Genomic DNA, 23,077 nt, shown 5'->3' on the forward strand with positions numbered 1-23,077 from the left:
ATGATGGTGCTGGTGAGCTATGACGTGGCGACATCGACTGAAGGAGGCGCACGTCGGTTGCGCCGGGTTGCTCGCGCCTGCAAGGATTTTGGTCAGCGAGTTCAATATTCGGTGTTCGAGATTGAAGTCGATGCTGCTCAGTGGACGTTCCTGAAGCGCCGTTTGATCAGCGTGATCGATACCGAAGTTGACAGTTTGCGATTTTATTTTCTTGGGAATAACTGGGAGCGCCGGATTGAGCATGTCGGCGCGAAGGAGGCGGTGGATTTCAACGGGCCGTTGATTGTTTAAGGAGTTGCGAACGTGAAGTGGCCGGGGTTTTGTAGGGAGGTTCGCGGAAATGAAGACGCTTTGATTTTGTTGGGGATTTTTCGTTGAGTGGCGGGATTTCGTATGTTGGCCGGATTTTTTGTTTGTGACGCTGTGCCGTTCGCGGAAACGAAGGATTTTTGTCAGCCAATACAGTAAGTTAGGTGAGATGGCGTCGCGCCCTTCGCGGGCGCGTGGATTTAAACATTTTAGCCAGCGCGTCTGATGTTTCTCCTGCATCGTCGCGCCCTTCGCGGGCGCGTGGATTTAAACATCGATGGTCATGCCGCGATAAAGACGCCACGCCGTCGCGCCCTTCGCGGGCGCGTGGATTTAAACGGACGAACAGCGGCAGTTATCGGCATCGTATCGGTCGCGCCCTTCGCGGGCGCGTGGATTTAAACGGCTTTGGCAATGAAGCGCTTGCGGGTGCGTTTGGGTGTCGCGCCCTTCGCGGGCGCGTGGATTTAAACCAGCTTGTGCTGACGAAGGCATTGTTGTATTTCGTCGCGCCCTTCGCGGGCGCGTGGATTTAAACTATGCGTGACTATCGCTATATGCGTAGCGACTTTGTCGCGCCCTTCGCGGGCGCGTGGATTGAAACCGAGCAGATCGGCTAGCCGGCGCGGTTGTGGGCGTCGCGCCCTTCGCGGGCGCGTGGATTGAAACGCCTTGCCGTCGTTGTGCGCCGGTGCGGGTGTAGTCGTCGCGCCCTTCGCGGGCGCGTGGATTGAAACACGCATTTTGCGGTGACCCCGAAAAGAGTCGCCCGTCGCGCCCTTCGCGGGCGCGTGGATTGAAACTCGCAGATGTAGCCCAAGCAGAGAAGCGCGCCGTCGCGCCCTTCGCGGGCGCGTGGATTGAAACGATCCCTGCGTGAGCGTAGCGCGCGGGTAGCTTTGGTCGCGCCCTTCGCGGGCGCGTGGATTGAAACATACACGCGGATATCGTCTTGCCACTGTTCGATGCGTCGCGCCCTTCGCGGGCGCGTGGATTGAAACGTCAGTCGCGGCATTGTGTTCATGCGGATTGTCGGGTCGCGCCCTTCGCGGGCGCGTGGATTGAAACCGGGGGGCGTCGAAAGTAGCAAGGCCAACGCCATTGTCGCGCCCTTCGCGGGCGCGTGGATTGAAACCTGCAAGGCGGTTGCTTCCTCGATCTGCGTAAGGTCGCGCCCTTCGCGGGCGCGTGGATTGAAACAGCATGATTTGGATTCCTTATTTCAGCAACTATGGGGTCGCGCCCTTCGCGGGCGCGTGGATTGAAACCTGCATATGAGATCGAGGTGCGGGCGATCCCAGGTCGCGCCCTTCGCGGGCGCGTGGATTGAAACGCGGATGCGTACACATGCGGCCGATATGTGCCGGTCGCGCCCTTCGCGGGCGCGTGGATTGAAACCATTTTGCGCGTGAGTTTTGGGAGCTTGATCTCGGTGTCGCGCCCTTCGCGGGCGCGAGGATTGAAACGAAACGTGGGCGGCCGCAAACGGCGCGGCGGAAGGTCGCGCCCTTCGCGGGCGCGTGGATTGAAACCGCGCCCTCAATCCGTATGGGAGAACGACGAAGGTCGCGCCCTTCGCGGGCGCGTGGATTGAAACGGGCCTCGGTTCCATCTGCAGGCATGGCGGCGCTTGTCGCGCCCTTCGCGGGCGCGTGGATTGAAACGCTGGTCAAGATGCCGCCCACCGCATCCGAGATACGTCGCGCCCTTCGCGGGCGCGTGGATTGAAACGGCGTTCAATCGCATTCAAACGCCGGTCCGTTTCCTGTCGCGCCCTTCGCGGGCGCGTGGATTGAAACGCATCTTGGACCGTCGCACAAGACAACCGCTATCGTCGCGCCCTTCGCGGGCGCGTGGATTGAACCGCGTGGTGGGTCAAGCCCTACCTGCAGTCGGTTGCGCGTCGCGCCCTTCGCGGGCGCGTGGATTGAAACTCGGTGCATTTCAAAAGTCCAACATGTGACGTTGGCGGTCGCGCCCTTCGCGGGCGCGTGGATTGAAACGGGGCAAGCGAATTGTTTATTACTCGCTGAGTCGCGCCCTTCGCGGGCGCGTGGATTGAAACATATCCCGCGCCAACATCGGCGCTCAGGTTTCGCGTCGCGCCCTTCGCGGGCGCGTGGATTGAAACCTGCACGCCGGTACGTGCGATGACACATGGCACGTCGCGCCCTTCGCGGGCGCGTAGATTGAAACACGGTGTCGGGTAAACCCGTCGCAAAGGGGCGGCGTTGCGCCCTTCGCGGGCGCGTGGATTGAAACGCTATCGCACGGACGTGACAAATGGCATGCGCGCGTCGCGCCTTTCGCGGGCACGTGGATTGAAACTTCACGGTTACATGCCCTAGTCAAATGCACAAATGGTCGCGCCCTTCGCGGGCGCGTGGATTGAAACAGGGCGACCGAACAGACTATTACAAGGTGCCGCAAGTCGCGCCCCTCCCGGTCGCATAAGCTCAAACCGCAACAATTGCCAGCCCAAACGCTCGCCTTCCCCAGAACCGTCAATCGCCCTCATTCAAACTGCCCCTCACCTCGCAAAAAGCCGCCCTCACCACAAACACCACCATCAAACCGCACTCTTCACAACAACAAGCCAACCCGCATGTACCATAGCTCCCATCGCTAACCGCCCTCACATCGAAACATTCTTTTAACAATCCTAACAATACCGCTCACCCGTGATCGAGCGCAAAATCAACCATCCATAAAAACGGACAGACTCATGCCGGCCCACCACGTTCTAATCTGCCTCCCCACTTACGGCGAAGAAGTTCACGTCAATTTTGCTTTCTCACTGCTCGACTTGACCCACGCGTTCACCAAAGCAGACGTGACCTACGAACTGTTGCACGTTGCGTCATCGCAAATCGTTCGGGCGCGCAACTTCTTCGCCAATTATTTCTTAAACAATCCTAAATTTACGCATCTGCTTTTCCTCGATACCGACATGAAGTTTCCGCCCGAATCAGTCATCAAACTTCTGGCCGCGGATAAACCCATAACAGGCGTCGCGTATCCATTCCGGCGCTTCAACCTCGACCGCACAATAGCCTCCGATGACACCGGTTTATCGATGCGCGACTGGCTCGAGAAACACGCCGATTACACATTCGCGCCGATAGTAAACGCAGACGGCGATATCGATTTTCGTAATGGATTTGCTGAAGCGCGGCATATCGGCACTGGCGTTTTTCTCGCGCAACGTGAAGCTTTCGAAGTCACGCAACCCTTTACCGAATGCTATTCGCCACCGAAACAATATGAATCGATGATTCCCAGCGGAAAGTTCTACGGTTTCTTTGAGACGATTGAAGAGGACGGCGTCTACCTTGGCGAAGACGTTTCCTTTTGCTTGCGGGCGCGCCAGGCGGGATTATCGATATGGGCGTTGATCGATCAGACGGTCGTGCATTACGGCGCGTCGGAGGTATCGGGGAAATATCTTCGAGCCATGCAGCTCAGCGGCAAAGTGAGCTCATAAAGCGCCGCTGAATGACATCGGCTATTCAGTGCTGGGTTATGCCAACGCCGTCTTGAATCCCGCAAACTTCGCCGCTTCCTTCAAGTTCACGCGCCGCCTTCGCGCCTTCGACTTGAAGGATTGTCGGCAAGGAAACGCCGTTCTTCGCGGCCGTTACTTCAGCAAGAATCGATACCGCTATTTCAGGCGGCGTTCTACTGCCGATATAAATACCAACAGGTCCATGCAATCGCGATAACTCGGCATCGGACAAATCAAACTCTTTAAGCCGCTCACGCCGCGCCGCGTTATTTTTCCGCGATCCCAACGCGCCCACATAAAATGCCGGCGTTTTCAAAGCTTCCATTAACGCGAGGTCATCGAGTTTCGGATCGTGCGTCAGTGCAATCACCGCGCATCGCTCGTCGAGCTTCATTTCCGTGACTGTATCGTCGGGCATGGTGCGCACAATCTTCGTCCCGGGCACGTCCCACTCGTCGGTATATTCCTCGCGCGGATCGCACACGGTCACGTGATAATCCAGTCCGACCGCGATGCTGCACAAATATCGCGACAACTGTCCTGCACCGATGACCAGCATCCTGAAGCGCGGACCGTGAATGGTAGAAAGCGTGGTTTCGTTGAAGACGACGCCGTCCGTTTCCTGCGCCGGCTCCAAACTAACAGCGCCGTTTTGCATGTTCAACGTACGCGTCACCAGCTTCCCTGCAAGGACCGATTCGCACAATTCGGCGATACCGCTCGCCATCGACAAAGGTTCCAGCACGAGCTGAATCGTGCCGCCGCACGGCAATCCGAACCGATGTGCTTCTTCCGCCGAAATCCCGTACTTCACGCTTTCGGGTGTCTTTTGCTCAATCCCGCGCTGCCTGACGCGTTCGATCAAATCGTCTTCTATGCAGCCGCCCGATACCGAGCCCATCACCGCGCCATCGTCGCGAACGGCGAGCATTGCGCCTTCCGGCCGCGGCGACGAGCCCCACGTCTTGACCACTGTCACCAGCAATACGCGATGCCCGCGTTCGAGCCATCGCGCACTGTTTCTCAAGACTTCGAGATCCACGCTGTCCATGTTTTCCCCTTCTTCGTCTTGCTGCTGGCAGCCGTTTGAGTTGGCTATCGCCCAGGCGCCTGGCACATCGATGCTTCAAAACCAGAGTAAAACACAGCTCCGGAATGCCCGCTCATGTTACTGCCGCTTCGCTACGGACGTAAAAGCGCCGCCTCGATGGGCGGCGCCAAGCGTGGAGCAGAACGTGCAGCAAAACCTGCAGCAAACCGAAACGCTTACTCCGTCCCGCGCCCGAGTTTCGAATGCCTGCGCGAATATCCGAAGTAAATTGCAAGCCCGATCGCGAGCCAGGCAACAAATGCAACCCACGTCACCGCTCTCAGATTCAGCATCAGAAACAAACACGCGGCCACGGCGAGAACAGGCACGACCGGCACACCCGGGCAGCGAAACGCGCGCGGCAGGTCAGGATGCGTGCGGCGCAGAACCAGCACGGCAATCGATACCATCGAAAACGCGGCCAGCGTGCCAATATTGATCAGTTCGGCCAGCACATTGAGCGGCACGAGCGCACCAATCAAGCCGAAGAAAATGCCGACGAACCACGTTGTAAAAAACGGCGTTCCGTATTTCGGATGAACCTTCGAAAGCCGCGCCGGCAACAAACCATCGCGCGACATTGCGTAGATGATGCGCGTCTGTCCGTAGCTCATGACCAGAATCACGGTCAACATGCCGAGCACCGCACCCAGATCGATAAACCCCGCCACCCACGGTTGCCCCGCGACCTGCAGCGCATACGAAACCGGATGCGAGATGCTCGCGAACTGCGCCGCCGGCACAATGCCCGTCACCACGGCGGCCACCGCGACGTACAGCACGGCGCAGACGGCGAGCGACGAAATGATGCCGATCGGCAAATCGCGCTTCGGATTCTTCACTTCCTCGGCTGCCGAGGACACCGAATCGAATCCAATGAACGCGAAAAACATCACGGCTGCCGCGCCGAACACGCCGTCCCAGCCATTCGGCATGAACGGATGCCAGTTCGCGGGCGTCACATGGAATACGCCGACGCCGATCACCATGAGCACGACCGCGACCTTGATCGCGACCATGATGTTGTTCACGCGCGCCGATTCCTTGATGCCAATGGACAGCAGCGCTGTGATCGCCATCATCACGAGAAATGCGGGCAGATTGAAAAGCGTGAACTGTCCGGGCACCGCACCGGGCGCCGCGGTCAGCACGGTAGGAAGAGAAATGCCGAAGCCCGACAGCAACGACTGCAGATATCCCGACCAGCCAACGGATACCGCCGAAGTCGCCAAGCCGTATTCCAGCATCAAATCCCAGCCGATCACCCACGCGGCCAGTTCACCGAGCGTCGCGTACGAGTATGTGTAGATGGATCCGGCGACCGGAATTGTCGATGAAAACTCCGCGTAGGCCAGCGCCGCCAGCCCGCACGCGATCGCCGCGAAGAGAAACGACACCATCAGCGCCGGTCCCGCCTGAACGGCGCCGGTTCCGGTGAGCACGAATATCCCCGTGCCGATAATCGCGCCAACGCCGAGAACCGTCAGATCGAGCGCGCCGAGCGTCTTTTTCAATCCGGCACGCTGCGCGCCGGCGAGCATGTGCTCGATGCTTTTTTTACGGAACAGGGACATGAAGATGGAACTCCTAACCTCGGGCTGGCGCGCCGGATCGCTGGATCGGCGGCGCAGAATCAACTGGAAAACCGGAGATTTTATCGGAGACGGGAGGTTATGCGTCGCAAAACGTTGCGAAGATAGGAATTTTGACTTCCGCGCTAAAACGTCTTTCGAGGAGAAATTTCTGAAAATTGCTTGATTGCGTCAAAAATCGACACGTTTAACTTTTGTAAGCTGAATAGGAAGTAAATGCCACCTTGGCAGGCATTTTGTCGCAAAAGTGCATTGCATATCCCGCGCGGTTAATGCCTCCAAAAACAAAAAACCGAAGCGCAGGCTTCGGTTTTTCGTATCAAACGATCACCAGCAAATACATCAGCCGACGAAAGCCTTCTCCACCACGTAATGTCCCGGATGATTGTTGCTGCCTTCCTGGAAACCCATGTCGTCGAGAAGTTGACGTGTGTCGCGCAGCATGTGCGGGCTGCCGCAAAGCATCACGCGATCGTTTTCGACCGAAAACGGCGCCACGTCGAGATCGGAGAACAGCTTCTTCGTTTCGATCAGATCCGTAATGCGGCCGCGATTGGCAAACTCTTCGCGCGTGACCGTCGGGTAATACACCAGCTTTTCCTGGATCAGTTCGCCAAGGTGCTCGTGCGCTGGAAGATGCTCGGTGATGAAATCCTTGTACGCGAGTTCATCGACAAAACGGCACGTATGCGTCAGCACGATCTTGTCGAAACGATCGTAGACATCCGGATCCTTGATGATCGACATGAACGGCGCGAGGCCCGTGCCAGTCGAAAGAAGCCACAGCGTCTTGCCCGGCAGGAGGTTGTCGGCGACCAGCGTACCTACCGGTTTCTTGCCGATCAACACGGGATCGCCCACTTTCAAGTGCTGCAAGCGCGACGTCAGCGGACCGTCCTGAACCTTGATGCTGAGGAACTCGAGATGTTCTTCGTAGTTGGCGCTCGCCAGGCTGTAGGCGCGCAGCAGCGGCTTGCCATCGACTTCGAGGCCGACCATGGTGAACTGGCCGTTTTCGAAACGAAAAGCGGAATCGCGCGTGCACGTAAAGCTGAACAGCGTGTCGGTCCAGTGATGGACGCTCAGAACGGTTTGAGGATTAAGGTTGCTCATGGCTTCATGGATAGTGCGGAATCAGGGCGGCGCAGTGGTGCGTGCCGGTGACCGTTCAGACAACTGGGCACGATTGCGACGACAACACCGGAAAGGCGCAACGAAAGCAATGCTTCAGGTTGTTCTCGCGGACACTAGCCGAAGTCCGGCGGCACGCTTCAAACCGGGCCTGTGACTGGCAAGGCCCCCGCGCCCGGAGCGAATGTTCCGCATTCCTCGCTGCCGCACGCGTAATCGGCTATTTTACCGCACACGCGTTTCTGTGGTTGGCGGACGTTTTTCCTGTTGGCAGGTCGGACGACTGCGGACCACGCAATGCGAATTTTCCGGAGTCCGCATGATAGCAATGGGCAACGGCGGCAAGGCAAAAGCCCTGCTGCCGACAGGCCGGACTTGAAGGCGTTGAGGAACAGAAAACGGCGCGGGTAAAACAACTAAGCCACGCCGTTCACTCGATGCCGCTAATCAAACGCGTTGATCCGTCGACGGCTTTTCCCAAAGATTGACGCCGCCTTCGGTCGCGTGCTGATCGATTTCCGCGAGTTCTTCCTTCGAGAACTCCAGATTTTTCAACGCGCCGACATTCTCCGTCACCTGTTCCGGACGGCTCGCGCCGATCAGCACCGACGTCACGCGGCCGCCGCGCAACGCCCACGCCAGCGCCATTTGCGCGAGGCTTTGGCCGCGCCGTTGCGCCAGATCGTTGAGCTTACGAACGTGCTCGATGTTCTGCGCGCTCAAATGTTCCTGTTTCAGCGATCCGCCGCCCGGCTTGTTCACGCGCGCGTCGGCGGGAACGCCATTCAGGTACTTGCCGGTCAGGAGCCCTTGCGCCAGCGGCGTGAACGCAATGCTGCCGGCGCCGATGCCGTCGAGCGTATCGAGCAGTTCTTCCTCGATCCAGCGGTTCAGCATGTTGTACGACGGCTGGTGAATAAGCAGCGGCACCTTGTGTTCGGCCAAAAGCTTCGCCATTTCGCGCGTCTTCGCCGGCGAATACGACGAAATCCCTACATACAGCGCCTTGCCCGAATGCACGGCGGTTGCGAGCGCGCCGGCGGTTTCTTCGAGCGGCGTGTCGGCGTCGAAACGATGCGAATAGAAAATGTCCACGTAGTCGAGACCCATGCGCTTCAGGCTCTGATCCAGCGAAGCCAGCACGTACTTGCGCGAGCCGCCGCCCTGACCGTACGGGCCTGGCCACATGTCCCATCCCGCCTTCGACGAAATCAGCAATTCATCGCGATACGGCTTGAAGTCGTCCTTGAACAAGCGCCCGAAATTGGTCTCGGCGCTGCCGTACGGCGGCCCGTAGTTGTTGGCCAGATCGAAGTGCGTGATGCCGAGATCGAACGCGGTACGCAGGATGTCGCGCTGCGTGGAGATCGGCGTGGTGTCGCCGAAGTTGTGCCAAAGACCTAGCGACAACGCCGGCAACTTCAGCCCGCTCTTGCCGCAGGTGCGGTAAGCCATCTGCGTATAGCGCTCGGAAGCTGCTTCGTAAGCCATGACGTAATCCTCGAATCGATGATGTGGGAAGGTTTGCCAGCACAAACGAGAAACAATCGCGCGGCGCGTGATCAGGTTCATGTCGTCTGACATGCGCCGGGTCTGACATGTTATCGAATCGCGGGAAGTCGTGTCAGCCTTGACCCGAAAGACTTCAAGGCTATCCCGATATTCGGGACCTCGGCCGGATGGCCAACGCAGCGAACGCGAAGGGAACGCGAAGGGAACGAATTACCGGCCTCATGAGCCCAACCCTCCTTACTAGAACAAGGAGAAGTGCATGGACCCGCTCGACAAACTACGCCCCGTCTACAACTTCCTGATGACATCGGGCGTATCGTTTGGCATCGACCTGTTGATGGCCATACTGATATTGCTGGTCGGCTGGTGGATTTCAAACCGCGTCGCCAACGCCGTCAAGCGCGCGCTCAGCCGCACGAATGCCGACGCCACGTTCACGCCGGTAATGGCGAGCCTCGTGCAATGGGCCATTCGCGTGATCGCGATCGTCGCCGCGCTGGGCAAGTTCGGCGTGGCCGCGGCGAGCATCCTGACCGTGCTCGGCGCGGCGGGATTGGCGATTGGCCTGGCGTTGCAAGGCACGCTGCAGAACATTGCCGCCGGTTTGATGTTGCTGTTGCTGCGACCGTTCAGAGTGGGCGATTACATAGAAGGCGCCGGGGCAACGGCTGGTACCGTCAATGAAATCGGCCTCTTCACAACACGGCTGACCAAAAGCGATGGCGTCATCATGTTCGTACCGAACAGCACGATCTGGGCGAATCCGGTTACGAACTTCACCGCGAACGATCGTCGGCGCGTGGTGCTGAACGTGGTCATTCCGGAGGATCAGAACATCGAGGAATCGCTGGCTTCGCTGCGTCGGATCGTGGAAACGGATCCGCGAATCATCAACGATGAAAAAACGAAACCGTGGATCGCCGTTTCCGAATACACCGATACCGGCGTGAAGCTGAATATAGGCGTCTGGACGAACCGGACCGATTACCAGAATCTGCAGGCCGACTTGCTGCGTCAGATCAAGCCCGGAATCAAGCCTGCCGAGTTGCCATCACAATCGCCAGCCGCGCCGTCCGGAAACGCGCCTGCGTGAAACCCATTGTTTTGATGCTGGACGCGCTCAGCCTGGATGAATAAGCTTTCGTTCCAGACATAGACGAGACTTATATGACCAAGGCGATATCCATTGCGCTGATCGTGGGCGGCGTCGTGCTGCTTTATTTTGGCGGACAGTCGTTCCATTCCCTGAGCAACGACGTGTCGCGCTTTTTCACCGGATCGCCGACGAACAAGACGATCTGGTTGATCGCTGGCGGCATGGTCGCCATGCTCGCCGGGCTCATTGGCCTGGCGATTCCAGGGAAGCGCCGATAAGCCTGAAGGCTAGACCAACGGCACGTCTTCTTTCGATGCCGACCGTGTCCCCGGCAATGGCAGGTTGCTCGTGCCGCGATATGTGTACACGAGCGAAAACTTGACTGCATCGGTGAGATTCTTGCCGGCGGAATGCAGCGTGTTGCAGTGGAAAAACACCACGTCGCCGGCATTCAATTTCGGCGATACCGCGCTGTGAATCAGCGCCGCGTTCTCCGGCAGGTCGGAGCGGAAGAACTTGGCGTCGTCGAAACGCTCCGATGTGAACGGCAGCTTGTGAGACATTGGCACGAACCACAGGCCGCCGTTTTCCACGGTTTCATCGCCGAGCGCAACCCATGCCGAAACCAGGTCATCACGCTCGAAATTCCAGTACCTCACATCACGATGCCACCCGGTCAGGCTGCCGTATGCCGGATGCTTCGTCATCACGCAATTGTGGTGCGCGCGCGAAAGTACGGGCGTCTCGCCGAAGTAGATTTCCATCCAGCCGCGCACGTCGGGCGAGGTCGCCCATTCGGCGAAGCGCGGATCACGATTGTATGCATCAAGCAATCTGCGAACGGTATGCCCGCCAGGTGCGTCCTTCGAGTTTGGCGCGCCGGGATATTGCAAGTCGGCTTCAAATTCCACCGGCGCGATAGCGTGCTCCAGATTCTGGCGCGCGACGTGGCGCATGGCTTCACAACGTTCCGGCGTGACGAGCCCGGGCACCACGACATAACCAGTTTCCCGCAGCTCGCGGACTTGTTCCAACTTCGATTGATTCGACATATCGGCTCACAGGGAAATGCACTTTGCCGGCCTTGCATGGTTAAAAGCAAACCGTAAGCGCAGCGGCAAATCTAGGGCGAATGCATCGATTGTAAATCCCCGGGGACGGATCAGCGCATTGGTGCGCAGATGGGAAACGTCAGATCGGTCTGCGAGAAGTGCCGACTTCCGGCAGTAACAATTCTTCGATAATCTCCGGCGCATTGAGAGCGCACATCGAAAATCCCTTCGATCAGAATCTATTAAATAAGTACTCGATTCAGTTCGCAACTTATCTTGTGTTCAACAGCTCAAACTATTGAACGCTTTTTTTGACGCGACTACTGTCGGGTCAATGCCTTAGGCAACTCAAGCTTGTGAGATCCATGAATATCCGCTTCGCCAATCGTCTTACTCGTGCTGCCGCTCGCGCCGCACGCCCCGCTGGACGACAGGTCGTCCGCGCTTTGCGCCACCATTCGGCGCGTACGCAATTACTTGCGGGAAAATTCAGGAATTCGAATCCCGTAGATGGAATCCGATCGTGGTTTCACGGTTTCTTTTCAAATCTGCGGCTGAGGGCGGCATCGCGCCAAACTGCGCTCAAAGCTTTATTACGAAAACCGGCGCAACTACGCGCGCGTGTTTCGAAAGCGCCAACATTACCGAGCGTTAATAAACCATCGAGCCGGCGCCCGCGCAGGCTCGCTGCAAGCACCGAGTGGTTTGCGTTTTCCGCCCGCTGATTTCCGCTAAGTAGTCGCTACAAAACAAAAAAGCCCGCTAGGCGCTATTTGCGCCGGGCGGGCTTTTTAATACGCGAAAACTCACGCCGTTTCGGTTACCGGCTCCGTACCGGCTGCCTCAGCCAGCAACAATGCCTTATCGGTGGCTTCCCATGTGAATTCCGGCTCTTCGCGGCCGAAGTGACCGTATGCCGCGGACTTTTCATAGATGGGACGCAGCAGATCGAGCATCTGGATGATGCCCTTCGGACGCAGATCGAAATGCTCGAGCACGAGTTCCTGAATCTTCGCGTCCGAAACGCGTCCGGTACCGAACGTGTTCACCATGACCGACGTCGGGCGCGCCACGCCAATGGCGTACGACACCTGAATCAGGCAGCGTGAAGCCAACCCGGCCGCCACGATGTTCTTCGCGACATAGCGCCCGGCGTAGGCGGCCGAACGGTCGACCTTCGACGGATCCTTGCCCGAAAACGCACCGCCGCCGTGGGGCGCCGCGCCGCCGTATGTATCGACAATGATCTTGCGGCCAGTCAAACCGCAATCGCCTTGCGGACCGCCGATCACGAAACGTCCGGTCGGGTTCACCAGGAACTTGATGTCGCCCTTGATCAGCTCGGCTGGCAGAACCGGCTTGATGATCTCTTCGATCACGGCTTCGCGCAGCGCCTTCAATTCGATGTCCGGCGCGTGCTGCGTGGAGAGCACGACCGTGTCGATGCTATGCGCCTTGCCATCTACATAACGCACGGTGACTTGCGACTTTGCATCGGGACGCAGCCAGTTCAGGCGGCCGTCGCGACGCATGTTCGCCTGACGCTCGACCAGACGATGCGAAAGGTGAATGGGAAGCGGCATCAACTCGGGCGTTTCGTCGCAGGCGTAGCCGAACATCAGGCCTTGGTCGCCGGCGCCCTGGTCGAGGTTATCGTCGTGCGCGGCATCAACGCCTTGCGCAATATCCCGCGACTGTTTGTCGTACGCCACGAGCACCGCGCAACCACGGTAATCAATGCCGTAATCCGTGTTGTCGTAACCAATGCGCTTAATGGTGTCGCGCGCGATCTGAATGTAGTCGACGTTCGCTTGCGTGGTGATTTCGCCTGCCAGAACGACCAGACCGGTGTTGCAAAGCGTTTCAGCCGCTACGCGCGAATATTTGTCCTCAGCCAGGATGGCGTCGAGGATGGCGTCCGAAATCTGGTCAGCGACCTTGTCCGGGTGGCCTTCAGAGACGGATTCAGAGGTAAAGAAGTAATTGTTTGACACGCTTCAGACTCCAAATTAGATACGGATAGGTTGCTCACGTAGCCGACTTCGTTTGGAGTCTGAAGCGGCGACGCTTTAGCGGAAAACATGGTCCGAAACGCACCGTCAAGCACGTTCCGGCTTCGCCCCGCAAGTTGTCCATTAACTCGGCGAAGGTTTTATTATAGCGACTTCTCTAATTTGTCACAGAGCCGACCGTTTGTTGCCGACCAAGATAAACCCTCATTCATTCAGCGCCCGGAACACTTCCCGGTACAACAAAAAACCTGCTTTCAAGATCCTCGGGAGCGTCACATGTTAGGTCGCATCGGGGTCGCACTCGCGGTCGGTTTGCTGAAACTGCTTGCCCTCGTTCCATACGGCATCACGGCTCGCTTCGGCGATGCCCTCGGCTGGCTGCTTTATCAGATTCCGAGTCATCGGAAACGGATCGTGCATATCAACTTGAGCCTTTGCTTCCCGGAGTGGACGCTCGAGCGCCGCGAAGAAGTGGCGCAAAAGCATTTCCGGCACGCAATCCGCAGTTATGTGGAGCGCAGCGTGCAATGGTTCGGCTCGGCGGAAAAGCTCACCAAGCTCATCCAGGTGGAAAGCGAGGTCGATCTTCTCGATCCCGACATGCCGCCTACCTTGCTGCTCGGCTTTCACTTCGTTGCCATTGAAGCTGCGTCGGTCTGGATCAACCACGAACTGCACCGCACATGCGGATCGCTGTACCAGCCCATGTCGAACAAGACACTCGACGACGTGGCGAAGAAGCAGCGCGGCCGTTTCGATGCCGAACTCGCAAGCCGCGCCGACAGCGCCCGGATCGTGTTGCGATGGCTGCGCGACCGAAAACCCGTCATGCTCGGCGCCGACATGGACTACGGCATGCGCAACTCGACCTTCGTGCCGTTCTTCGGCGTTCAGGCCTGCACGCTCACCGCAGTCGGCCGGCTGGCTAAAACCGGCCATGCGCAGATCATGCCGTTCATTGGCGAAGTCCTGCCGAACTACAAGGGCTATAAGCTCAAGGTGTTCAAGCCCTGGGATAACTACCCGACCGGTGAAGACGACGCCGACGCGCGCCGCATGAACGCGTTCCTCGAAGAACAGGTGCGCCTCATGCCGGAACAGTACTATTGGGTGCACAAGCGCTTCAAAACGCGGCCACCGGGTGAACCGGGCTTCTATTGACGAATTCAGTATCGTGGAAATAGCTCGCGATCGCTGCAAGAATCCGGACGCATCCCCCATTCGGTCTAGTGTATGCGCGTGCTGCGCGTCACTTACAATAGCGACATGAAACTCGAATTCACCAAAATGCACGGCGCGGGTAACGACTTTGTCGTGCTCGACGGCTACTCAAAACCGCTTTCGTTGAACGCAGCGCAGGTGCGCGCGCTCGCGGACCGCCACTTCGGCGTTGGCGCGGACCAGTTGCTGCTGGTTGAAAAGCCGGATATCGACGGCGTGGATTTCAAGTACCGCATCTTCAACTGCGATGGCGGCGAAGTCGAACATTGCGGCAACGGCGCACGCTGTTTCGTGAAGTTTGTGCGCGACCGTGGGCTTACGAACAAGATGAGCGTTCGCGTGCAAGTGCTGCAAGGCGTGATTGTGCTGACCATGCAGGAAAACGGCGACGTCATGGTGGACATGGGCCGCCCGGAGTTCGATCCCGCACGCGTGCCGTTCAGTGCCGCGGGGCTGGAAGGCCGCACAGAAGGCGCCGATACCCTTTGGCCGCTCAATGTACAGAACGAAACGCGCTGGATTTCCGCGGTATCGATGGGCAATCCTCACGCCGTGCAAGTCGTCGCAGACGTCGAAGCCGCGCCGGTGCTGACCGAGGGACCGTTGATCGAACATCACGCGCGTTTTCCGAAGCGCGTGAATGCCGGCTTCATGCAGATCGAGAGCCGGAATGCAGTCAAGCTGCGCGTCTATGAGCGCGGCGCGGGTGAAACGCTTGCTTGCGGAACCGGCGCATGCGCGGCCGTTGCTGCGGGGATTCGCCGCGGCCTGCTCGACTCTCCGGTTCGGGTTCAAACGCATGGCGGCGTACTCACCATCACCTGGGACGGCGCGCGCGATCCAGACGCAGCGCTTTTCATGTCCGGCCCAGCCACCACCGTATTTGAAGGCGAGATCGAGTTGCATTCCGGCCTCGCCACAGCCGTTTGACCGCCAGGATTCCGATGTTGCCCGATACCATGACCGAACGAGAAGTCGCCGATTATCTCCTCGCCAATCCTGATTTCTTCGCCGCGCACGCCGAGCTGCTGGGGACTATCCGGCTGTCCAATCCGCATGGAAAATCGGCGGTGTCGCTGCAGGAACGGCAAATGGAAATGCTGCGCGACAAGAACAAGCAAATGGAACGCCGGTTAGCCGAATTGCTGCGCTATGGGCACGAGAATGACAGCATCGCGGCGAAGTTCCACCGGTGGACCATCCGGGTCATGTCGGAACGCGATCCGCATGCCTTGCCCAAGACCATTCCTGCGGGCCTTTGCGAAATCTTCGAGGTGCCGCAAGCGGCGCTGCGCGTATGGGACGTGGCGGAGCCTTACGCGCAGGCCGAGTTCGCCAGAACCACCAGCGAAGAAGTTCGGACCTTTACAGGCAGCCTGGCCACGCCTTACTGCGGCGCAAATACCGGTTTCGAGGCCGCGCAGTGGCTGACTTCGGCCAGCTCGGTGTCGGTGGCATCCGCAACCACGGATGGCATTGTCGATACCGCGAACACGACCGAGTCCATCGCGTTGATCGCGCTGCGCAATCCGTCGGCGGGCCCCGAAGCGCCGCCGTTCGGCCTGCTGGTCATGGGTTCGCCCGATCCACGCCGTTTCCACGAAGGCATGGCAACAGATTTCCTTTCGCAGATTGGCACGCTCGGCAGCGCCGCGCTCAGCCGCTTGTTGCCCCACTGACATGACCGACGATCCGATTTCCGCCTATCTATCGATGCTCGAGCACGAGCGGCGGTTATCGGAACATACGTTGCGCGGCTACACGCACGAACTCGACGAACTGAAAAAGCTCGCCAACGGCCGCGCGCTGGAATCCCTCGTCGCGACCGACATGCGCGGCGCCGTCGCCCGTGCGCATGGCGGCGGACTTTCGGCGCGTTCCATTGCGCATCGGTTATCGGCTTGGCGGGCGTTTTACCGGTGGTTCGCCGAGCGCGTGGAAATGCCGGCAAACCCTGTCGCCACCGTGCGGGCGCCAAAACGCGCGAAGAGTTTGCCGAAGGCGCTTTCCGTCGATGACGCCAACGCGCTCATGGAAGCGCCTCACGCCGATACCCCCGAAGCGCTGCGCGATCACGCCATCCTCGAACTGTTCTATTCGTCGGGTTTGCGTCTGGCCGAACTTGTCGGCATTGACGTGCATTTCGTGCAATCCGAAGGATATTCGTCGGCGGGATGGCTGGATCTGGCGAGCGCCGAAGTGAACGTGCTCGGCAAAGGAAACCGGCGGCGCTCGGTTCCCGTTGGCAGCAAGGCGATCACCGCGTTGCGCGCGTGGATTGAAGTGCGCGGACAGTTCGTGAAGCTCGATCCACACGCGCTGTTTTTATCGGTACGTGGCAACCGCATGACGCCAAATGTGGTCCGCGACCGCGTGAAGCGCATGGCGTTGCTAGCCGGCGTGCCGTCTAACGTGCATCCCCACGTGCTGCGGCATTCGTTCGCCACGCACGTGCTGCAATCCAGCGGTGATCTTCGCGCCGTGCAGGAACTCCTCGGCCACGCGAGCATTACCGCGACCCAGGTTTATACGTCTCTCGATTTTCAGCATCTGGCGCGCGTCTACGACCAGGCCCATCCTCGCGCCAAGAAGCGAGACTAAGGCAACGCTTCACCCTGGCTTTTACATTGAGCAGGAACATCAAAGCGTGGCTGCGCCGTATTCGTCAGCGCGTTCACAAGAAGGTCGAATGAACACCATCACGCTGAAACCGGCGAAAGACAAGTCGCTTGCGCGCCGCCATCCGTGGATCTACGCAACCGCCATAGAGCACGTGGAGGGCAAGCCCGCGCCGGGCGCGACCGTGCTGATCCGCTCGCATGAAGGGCGCTTTCTTGCTCGCGGGTCGTACAGCCCGGTGTCGCAGATTCGCGCGCGCGTCTGGAGTTTTGATGAAACCGAACCCATCGACCACGCGTTTTTCAAGCGGCGTGTCCAGCGGGCAATCGCGCATCGGCGAACCATGGTGCGCGATACCGGCGCCACGCGGCTGATCTTCGGTGAAGCGGATGGATTGCCGGGTTTGATCGTGGATTACTACATTGCCGACGACGAAACCCGGCGCGGCCAACTCGTTTGCCAGTTCATGGCAACGGGCGTGGAATTGTGGAAGGACGCCATTGTAAAGGCGCTGATTGGCGCAACCGGTTGCCCGAACGTGTACGAGCGCTCGGATGTATCGATCCGGCAAAAGGAAGGTCTCGAACCGATTACCGGCGTGCTGGCCGGCGAGCCGCCGCCCGATGCGCTGATGATTGCAAACGAAGGCGGCGTGCGGTATCACATCGACGTAAAACACGGCCATAAAACAGGCTTTTACATCGATCAACGCGACAACCGCGCGCTCGTGCGGGAATACGCCGCCGATCGCGACGTACTCAACTGCTTTTGCTACACAGGCGGTTTTTCGCTTGCGGCGTTGAAAGGCGGGGCAAAACGCGTCGTCTCGATCGATTCTTCCGGCGACGCGCTCGCCTTGGCGCAGCGCAACGTGACGGCGAACGGTTTTGATCCGGCGCGCGCCGAATGGCTCGACGCCGATGCCTTCAAAACCTTGCGCCGATTGCACGAGGAAGGGCAGCGCTTCGACCTGATCGTGCTCGATCCGCCGAAATTCGCGCCATCGCGGGAACATGTCGATCGGGCCGCGCGTGCCTACAAGGACATCAACCTCACGGGGTTCAAGCTGCTGCGCCCGGGCGGCCTGCTGTTCACGTATTCGTGCTCGGGCGCAATCGACGCCGATCTGTTCCAGAAGATCATCGCGGGCGCCGCCGCCGACGCAAAAGTCGACGCGCGCATCCTGAAACGCTTGGGCGCGGGCATCGATCACCCGCTTTTGACCGCGTTTCCTGAAGGGGAATACCTGAAAGGCCTATTGTTGCAAATCGAATGAGCGGCCATAGTTGATAGCTCGGTTGACGCTCTGGTTGATTGCCACGCGAACCGATACAAAGCACCCTCTTGACAAGTATGTTCAAATAATTAGCTGACTGCGTGATTTGACGGTCGACATAAACGACCCTGCGGCCATTCCGCCGCCCGAATCGCGCTGCACGAATAACCTTTGACTTCAGAGAACAGGCGACCATCATGATTCCCGTTACCATCCTGACCGGCTTTCTGGGCAGCGGCAAAACCACCCTGCTCAAGCGCATCCTGAACGACCAGCACGGCATGAAGATCGCCGTGATCGAGAACGAGTTCGGCGAAGAAAACATCGACAACGAGATCCTCGTCCAGGAAACCAACGAGCAGATCATCCAGATGAGCAACGGCTGCATCTGCTGCACCATCCGCGGCGATCTGGCGCGTGCGCTGGAAGACCTGGCGGATCGCAAGAAGGCCGGCACGCTGAACTTCGACCGCGTGGTGATCGAAACCACCGGTCTCGCGAATCCAGGTCCCGTTGCGCAGACGTTCTTCATGGACAACGCGATCGCCGACGCATTCCTGCTCGACGCCATCATCACGCTGGTCGACGCCAAGCACGCGAACCATCAGCTCGACGAACACGAAGTCGTACAGCGCCAAGTGGGTTTCGCTGACCGGCTGTTCATCACGAAGTCGGATCTCGTCGATGCCGCCGCGCTCGAGGCCTTGAAGCATCGGCTCGTGCACATGAACCCGCGCGCGGCCATCAAGGTGGTGAATTTCGGCGCTGCCGACATCAAGGAAATCTTCGACCTGCGCGGTTTCAATCTGAATTCGAAGCTGGAAATCGACCCGGATTTCCTCGCGGAAGATGACCACGATCATGCGCACGACCATGGTCACGACCACGCTCATGACGACGATCACGACCACGCGACTTGCGGCCACGATCACAGCCATGACCACGAGCACGGCCACAACCACGCGAATCATCACCACGCGCATCACGACGACAAGATCAAGTCGTTCGTGTTTCGCAGCGATCGTGCGTTCGATCCAAACCGGCTGGAAGACTTTCTCGGCGGCATCCTCCAGATTTACGGCGAACGCCTCTTGCGCTACAAGGGCGTGCTTTATATGAAAGGCGTCGATCGCAAGGTTGTGTTTCAGGGCGTGCACCAGATGATGGGCAGCGACCTCGCCGCAAAATGGCAACCGATTGAAAAGAAGAACAGCAAGATGGTGTTTATCGGCATCGAATTGCCGCAGGATCTGATCATCGACGGGCTGACTGCCTGCCTGGTCTGATTCTCTTAACCGCCTGAATCAAGCCTGCGCGAAGCCAACCATCGGCTTCGCGCATTTTTTTGACCGTTTAAGCCCGCAAGCGCCCATTTCTGGCACCTTTCTCGCTATTTCTCGCCCGCAATGCATCCAAATGCCAGCATCGGCACGGCTAAAATCTTTGGCGCCCAAACGACGCCTCGACCAGCCGGCGATTTTTGGCGAATGGCACCGTTGCAATATGTGCTCGCACCCCCCAAGAACCATCGCTTTTTAAACGTCGCCGCGTTATATTTTTGAGATATCGAACGAATCGTTGGAGCGTTTTGCGCGAGCATGGTACGCAATTGCGATTCAGTTACAATACAGCCCCCACTGGACCGGCCCGGGAAACGGTTTAGCCTGAAGCGCCGAGGGTAAGCCCTCAGCCGCGCTCATGATGGTGGCCTTGTTCGCGCGTGCTGATTACCGCAGCAAGAAGGTGTAAGTGCAGAGTAGGTGTTGTTCCGAACATCGGATGGCGGCCAATTCGCTTGAAAATCAACTCAAGGGCTGGCCGCGACGTGCGTTTTGCACCGTGGAAGGTGATGGCGTTCTGGCCTGAACGGTGGATGGAGTAGTTGTTGGCGAGTATCGCCGGAATTCGGGGAAATCCGGAAAACGGCGGCGGCGAGCGCGGCAGCGACCGCGAAGATGGCGAACGACATCGCCCCACATTGAAGAAGCAAGCCAGATGACGACGAATCGATTGTTGACCGAAGACGAAATCCTGAAGATGGGCGACAAGGATTACATGAACGACGATCAACTCGCGTTCTTCAGGGTCCGACTGGAGCAGTTGCAGGCCGATATTCTCAAGAATGCGGGCCAGACGACGGAAAACCTGCGGGAAACCGTCATCGTTCCGGACCCGGCGGATCGCGCGACGATCGAGGAAGAACACGCCCTCGAGCTGCGCACCCGTGACCGCGAGCGCAAGCTGCTGAAGAAAGTGCAGCAGTCGCTTGCGCGCATCGAGTCCGGCGATTACGGCTGGTGCGAGGAAACCGGCGAACCTATCGGCATTCCGCGTCTGATCGCGCGGCCGACGGCAACGCTCTCGCTCGAAGCGCAGGAACGACGCGAATTGCGCCAAAAGCTGTTCGGCGACTGATGCGCGTTGACGGCACGCGCCGCGGCTGAAGTCGCGGCGGGAGACACGCCGACTGCGAAATCTACCAGCACCCAAAAGGCACACGAAAGTGTGCCTTTTTGTTTGCGCGCATTTTCATGAACACGCCGCGCTTTTTCCATACGCCGATTGGCCGTAAAAGCCCCGAACGCAAGATGCCGCCCGACGCGTCTTGATAATTCCTCCCGCGCCCTAAAATGGACTGGACGCGTTCTCGTAGCGCGGACGTGACGCGAGTCCGTCGAGCGCACCGCCGCACGCGCCCGGCCTCCTCACGTTCCCAAAGGATTCCCCGGCGGCGCAGCGCGCCCCTCAGCTTTCAAAGGAATGCACATGGAACAATTTCACGGCACGACGATCGTCTCCGTGCGACGCGACGGCAAGGTCGCCTTGGGCGGCGACGGCCAGGTGACGCTGGGCAATATCGTGATGAAAGGCGGCGCCAAGAAAGTGCGCCGTATCTATGGCGGCAAGGTGCTCGTCGGCTTCGCGGGCGGTACGGCCGATGCGTTTTCGCTGCTCGACCGCTTCGAAGCGAAGCTGGAGAAACATCAGGGAAATCTGACGCGCGCCGCCGTTGAGCTCGCGAAGGACTGGCGCACCGACCGCATGTTGCGTCGGCTGGAAGCCATGTTGATCACCGCCGACGCACAAACCACGCTGGTTATCACGGGCAATGGCGACGTGCTCGATCCGGAAAACGGTATTTGCGCGATCGGTTCGGGCGGCGCATACGCGCAGGCCGCGGCGCAAGCCTTGACGGAAAACACCGAACTCTCGCCACGCGAAATCGTCGAAAAGGCGCTGACCATTGCCGGCGACATGTGCATTTACACGAACCACAATCGCGTAATCGAGACGATCGAGTAACAGGACAAGGACCCACGATGACAACCATGACTCCCGCCGAGATCGTCTCGGAACTCGATAAACACATCATCGGCCAGGGCCGCGCGAAAAAGGCCGTCGCCGTCGCGTTGCGCAACCGGTGGCGCCGTCAGCAGGTTGCCGAACCGCTGCGCCAGGAAATCACGCCAAAAAACATCCTCATGATCGGACCGACCGGCGTCGGCAAGACAGAAATTGCACGACGTCTTGCGAAACTCGCCGATGCACCGTTCATCAAGATCGAAGCAACGAAGTTCACCGAAGTGGGTTACGTGGGCCGCGATGTGGACAGCATCGTGCGCGATCTGATCGAGATTTCGGTCAAGCAGACGCGCGAAACCGAGATGCGCAAGGTGCGTTCGAAAGCGGTTGATCGCGCGGAAGACCGGATTCTGGACATGCTGTTGCCGAGCGCGCGTCCCGTGGGTTTCGGCGCGGGTGAAACGCAGGACGACAGCGCGAACAGCACGCGCCAGACCTTCCGCAAGCGTCTGCGTGAAGGACTGCTCGACGACAAGGAAGTCGAGATCGATGTCGAAGCGCCGCAAGCCAGCATGGACATCATGGGGCCGCCGGGCATGGAAGAGATGACGGATCAGATCCGTTCCATGTTCGCGAATATCGGCGGCGGCAAAAAGACGCAGCGCAAGGTGAAGGTCAAGGAAGCGCTGAAGCTGCTCACCGACGAAGAAGCCGGCAAGCTGCTGAACGATGAAGAGGTCAAGACGAAGGCGGTTCAGAACGTCGAGCAGAACGGCATCGTGTTTCTGGACGAGATCGACAAGATCGCGTCGCGCAGCGAAGCGGGCGGCGCGGAGGTATCGCGTGCGGGCGTGCAGCGTGATTTGCTGCCGCTGGTGGAAGGCACCACGATCAACACCAAATACGGGATGATCAAGACGGATCACATCTTGTTCATTGCCAGCGGCGCGTTCCATCTGGCTAAACCGAGCGACCTGATTCCTGAATTACAGGGTAGGTTCCCGATTCGCGTTGAACTGGATTCGCTGTCGGTGGAAGACTTCGAAGCGATCCTGAATACAACCGACGCCAGCCTCGTCAAGCAATACACGGCGCTGCTCGCAACGGAAGATGTTCAGCTCGACTTCAGTCCGGAAGGCATTCGCCGGATGGCCGAAATCGCGTTTTCGGTGAACGAAAAGACCGAGAATATCGGCGCGCGGCGGCTCTATACCGTGATCGAAAAGCTGCTGGAAGAAGTGTCGTTCGCGGCCGGCAATCACGCGGGTCAGCCGGTGCAGATCGATGCGGCTTACGTAGATAAAGCGCTGAACAACGTAGCCGAAGACGAGGATTTGTCGCGCTACGTGCTGTAATCAC

At 58.9% G+C, this 23,077-nt stretch carries 20 protein-coding genes and 1 CRISPR repeat array; of the genes, 14 read left to right on the plus strand and 6 right to left on the minus strand.

Annotated features, from left to right (window positions below; genetic code table 11):
* On the plus strand, window positions 1-291 hold the full coding sequence (gene cas2 / locus ASG35_RS14870) for a CRISPR-associated endonuclease Cas2 (RefSeq protein WP_056358524.1): 291 nt from the start codon (window positions 1-3) through the stop codon (window positions 289-291).
* Window positions 292-483: 192 nt separating this feature from the next.
* Window positions 484-2,704: direct repeats of the CRISPR family, unit length 32 nt; unit sequence GTCGCGCCCTTCGCGGGCGCGTGGATTGAAAC.
* Between the two features lie 330 nt (window positions 2,705-3,034).
* Entirely contained in the window at window positions 3,035-3,793 is a 759-nt protein-coding gene (locus tag ASG35_RS14875) for a glycosyltransferase family 2 protein (RefSeq protein WP_056358527.1), read from the plus strand.
* 25 nt (window positions 3,794-3,818) lie between these two features.
* Here ASG35_RS14875 and ASG35_RS14880 read toward each other — a convergent pair whose 3' ends face one another.
* Both ASG35_RS14880 and ASG35_RS14885 read right to left on the minus strand, forming a co-directional pair.
* Entirely contained in the window at window positions 3,819-4,865 is a 1,047-nt protein-coding gene (locus tag ASG35_RS14880) for an XdhC family protein (protein WP_056358902.1), read from the minus strand.
* Between the two features lie 215 nt (window positions 4,866-5,080).
* Window positions 5,081-6,478 carry an amino acid permease gene (locus tag ASG35_RS14885; protein ID WP_056358530.1) on the minus strand — a complete coding sequence of 466 codons (1,398 nt, stop codon included), beginning with the start codon at window positions 6,476-6,478 and terminating at the stop codon, window positions 5,081-5,083.
* On the opposite strand from ASG35_RS14885, the gene ASG35_RS14890 reads away from it, so the two are divergent.
* Window positions 6,477-6,662 (plus strand): hypothetical protein, encoded by a 186-nt coding sequence (locus ASG35_RS14890; protein WP_056358532.1) that lies wholly within the window; start codon window positions 6,477-6,479, stop codon window positions 6,660-6,662. The genes ASG35_RS14885 and ASG35_RS14890 overlap by 2 nt on opposite strands.
* 176 nt (window positions 6,663-6,838) lie before the next feature.
* Here the strand turns inward: ASG35_RS14890 and ASG35_RS14895 are convergent, their stop codons facing one another.
* Complete coding sequence (locus tag ASG35_RS14895) at window positions 6,839-7,609, minus strand: ferredoxin--NADP reductase (RefSeq protein ID WP_056358535.1); 771 nt, start codon at window positions 7,607-7,609, stop codon at window positions 6,839-6,841.
* Between the two features lie 465 nt (window positions 7,610-8,074).
* Window positions 8,075-9,118, minus strand: coding sequence for an L-glyceraldehyde 3-phosphate reductase (mgrA, locus tag ASG35_RS14900; RefSeq protein ID WP_056358906.1), 1,044 nt, complete (start codon window positions 9,116-9,118; stop codon window positions 8,075-8,077).
* 280 nt (window positions 9,119-9,398) lie between these two features.
* Here mgrA and ASG35_RS14905 point away from each other — a divergent pair, with 280 nt between their 5' ends.
* Complete coding sequence (locus ASG35_RS14905; RefSeq protein ID WP_082508395.1) at window positions 9,399-10,232, plus strand: mechanosensitive ion channel family protein; 834 nt, start codon at window positions 9,399-9,401, stop codon at window positions 10,230-10,232.
* 74 nt (window positions 10,233-10,306) lie between these two features.
* A complete protein-coding gene (locus ASG35_RS14910; protein WP_056358537.1) occupies window positions 10,307-10,513 on the plus strand; it encodes a DUF3185 family protein in 207 nt (68 codons plus the stop codon).
* 9 nt (window positions 10,514-10,522) lie between these two features.
* On the opposite strand, the gene ASG35_RS14915 is transcribed toward ASG35_RS14910, so the two are convergent.
* Both ASG35_RS14915 and metK read right to left on the minus strand, forming a co-directional pair.
* Window positions 10,523-11,287 carry a phytanoyl-CoA dioxygenase family protein gene (locus tag ASG35_RS14915; protein WP_056358539.1) on the minus strand — a complete coding sequence of 255 codons (765 nt, stop codon included), beginning with the start codon at window positions 11,285-11,287 and terminating at the stop codon, window positions 10,523-10,525.
* A gap of 806 nt (window positions 11,288-12,093) precedes the next feature.
* Entirely contained in the window at window positions 12,094-13,281 is a 1,188-nt protein-coding gene (gene metK / locus ASG35_RS14920) for a methionine adenosyltransferase (RefSeq protein ID WP_056358543.1), read from the minus strand.
* A gap of 294 nt (window positions 13,282-13,575) precedes the next feature.
* On the opposite strand from metK, the gene ASG35_RS14925 reads away from it, so the two are divergent.
* From ASG35_RS14925 to hslU, 9 genes are all read left to right on the plus strand, one after another.
* Window positions 13,576-14,460, plus strand: coding sequence for a lipid A biosynthesis lauroyl acyltransferase (locus tag ASG35_RS14925; protein ID WP_056358545.1), 885 nt, complete (start codon window positions 13,576-13,578; stop codon window positions 14,458-14,460).
* Window positions 14,461-14,565: 105 nt separating this feature from the next.
* Complete coding sequence (gene dapF, locus ASG35_RS14930; RefSeq protein WP_056358909.1) at window positions 14,566-15,450, plus strand: diaminopimelate epimerase; 885 nt, start codon at window positions 14,566-14,568, stop codon at window positions 15,448-15,450.
* Window positions 15,451-15,479: 29 nt separating this feature from the next.
* Window positions 15,480-16,199 carry a DUF484 family protein gene (locus tag ASG35_RS14935; protein ID WP_056358911.1) on the plus strand — a complete coding sequence of 240 codons (720 nt, stop codon included), beginning with the start codon at window positions 15,480-15,482 and terminating at the stop codon, window positions 16,197-16,199.
* Between the two features lies 1 nt (window position 16,200).
* Entirely contained in the window at window positions 16,201-17,121 is a 921-nt protein-coding gene (xerC, locus tag ASG35_RS14940) for a tyrosine recombinase XerC (RefSeq protein ID WP_056358548.1), read from the plus strand.
* An 88-nt stretch (window positions 17,122-17,209) separates the two neighbouring features.
* On the plus strand, window positions 17,210-18,415 hold the full coding sequence (locus ASG35_RS14945) for a class I SAM-dependent rRNA methyltransferase (RefSeq protein WP_056358551.1): 1,206 nt from the start codon (window positions 17,210-17,212) through the stop codon (window positions 18,413-18,415).
* A 197-nt stretch (window positions 18,416-18,612) separates the two neighbouring features.
* Entirely contained in the window at window positions 18,613-19,701 is a 1,089-nt protein-coding gene (locus ASG35_RS14950) for a CobW family GTP-binding protein (RefSeq protein WP_056358554.1), read from the plus strand.
* 709 nt (window positions 19,702-20,410) lie between these two features.
* Complete coding sequence (gene dksA / locus ASG35_RS14960) at window positions 20,411-20,830, plus strand: RNA polymerase-binding protein DksA (protein ID WP_056358559.1); 420 nt, start codon at window positions 20,411-20,413, stop codon at window positions 20,828-20,830.
* A 351-nt stretch (window positions 20,831-21,181) separates the two neighbouring features.
* The gene (hslV, locus tag ASG35_RS14965; protein ID WP_056358562.1) at window positions 21,182-21,718 is read left to right on the plus strand and encodes an ATP-dependent protease subunit HslV; all 537 of its coding nucleotides are present in this window, start codon (window positions 21,182-21,184) and stop codon (window positions 21,716-21,718) included.
* 17 nt (window positions 21,719-21,735) lie between these two features.
* The gene (gene hslU / locus ASG35_RS14970) at window positions 21,736-23,073 is read left to right on the plus strand and encodes an ATP-dependent protease ATPase subunit HslU (RefSeq protein ID WP_056358564.1); all 1,338 of its coding nucleotides are present in this window, start codon (window positions 21,736-21,738) and stop codon (window positions 23,071-23,073) included.
* Window positions 23,074-23,077 lie beyond the last annotated feature (4 nt).

This window comes from Burkholderia sp. Leaf177 (assembly GCF_001424345.1).
In the GTDB taxonomy this organism is placed as follows: domain Bacteria; phylum Pseudomonadota; class Gammaproteobacteria; order Burkholderiales; family Burkholderiaceae; genus Caballeronia.

Bases quoted from the DNA above. Each gene is read 5' to 3' on its own strand.
- ASG35_RS14945 (WP_056358551.1), top strand. From the start codon at position 17,210: ATGAACACCATCACGCTGAAACCGGCGAAAGACAAGTCGCTTGCGCGC.
- ASG35_RS14950 (WP_056358554.1), top strand. From the start codon at position 18,613: ATGATTCCCGTTACCATCCTGACCGGCTTTCTGGGCAGCGGCAAAACC.
- ASG35_RS14880 (WP_056358902.1), bottom strand. From the start codon at position 4,865: ATGGACAGCGTGGATCTCGAAGTCTTGAGAAACAGTGCGCGATGGCTC.
- dapF (WP_056358909.1), top strand. From the start codon at position 14,566: ATGAAACTCGAATTCACCAAAATGCACGGCGCGGGTAACGACTTTGTC.
- ASG35_RS14935 (WP_056358911.1), top strand. From the start codon at position 15,480: ATGACCGAACGAGAAGTCGCCGATTATCTCCTCGCCAATCCTGATTTC.
- mgrA (WP_056358906.1), bottom strand. From the start codon at position 9,118: ATGGCTTACGAAGCAGCTTCCGAGCGCTATACGCAGATGGCTTACCGC.
- ASG35_RS14875 (WP_056358527.1), top strand. From the start codon at position 3,035: ATGCCGGCCCACCACGTTCTAATCTGCCTCCCCACTTACGGCGAAGAA.
- ASG35_RS14885 (WP_056358530.1), bottom strand. From the start codon at position 6,478: ATGTCCCTGTTCCGTAAAAAAAGCATCGAGCACATGCTCGCCGGCGCG.
- ASG35_RS14925 (WP_056358545.1), top strand. From the start codon at position 13,576: ATGTTAGGTCGCATCGGGGTCGCACTCGCGGTCGGTTTGCTGAAACTG.
- ASG35_RS14895 (WP_056358535.1), bottom strand. From the start codon at position 7,609: ATGAGCAACCTTAATCCTCAAACCGTTCTGAGCGTCCATCACTGGACC.
- xerC (WP_056358548.1), top strand. From the start codon at position 16,201: ATGACCGACGATCCGATTTCCGCCTATCTATCGATGCTCGAGCACGAG.
- ASG35_RS14905 (WP_082508395.1), top strand. From the start codon at position 9,399: ATGGACCCGCTCGACAAACTACGCCCCGTCTACAACTTCCTGATGACA.
- ASG35_RS14890 (WP_056358532.1), top strand. From the start codon at position 6,477: ATGAAGATGGAACTCCTAACCTCGGGCTGGCGCGCCGGATCGCTGGAT.
- ASG35_RS14910 (WP_056358537.1), top strand. From the start codon at position 10,307: ATGACCAAGGCGATATCCATTGCGCTGATCGTGGGCGGCGTCGTGCTG.
- cas2 (WP_056358524.1), top strand. From the start codon at position 1: ATGATGGTGCTGGTGAGCTATGACGTGGCGACATCGACTGAAGGAGGC.
- dksA (WP_056358559.1), top strand. From the start codon at position 20,411: ATGACGACGAATCGATTGTTGACCGAAGACGAAATCCTGAAGATGGGC.
- hslU (WP_056358564.1), top strand. From the start codon at position 21,736: ATGACAACCATGACTCCCGCCGAGATCGTCTCGGAACTCGATAAACAC.
- ASG35_RS14915 (WP_056358539.1), bottom strand. From the start codon at position 11,287: ATGTCGAATCAATCGAAGTTGGAACAAGTCCGCGAGCTGCGGGAAACT.
- hslV (WP_056358562.1), top strand. From the start codon at position 21,182: ATGGAACAATTTCACGGCACGACGATCGTCTCCGTGCGACGCGACGGC.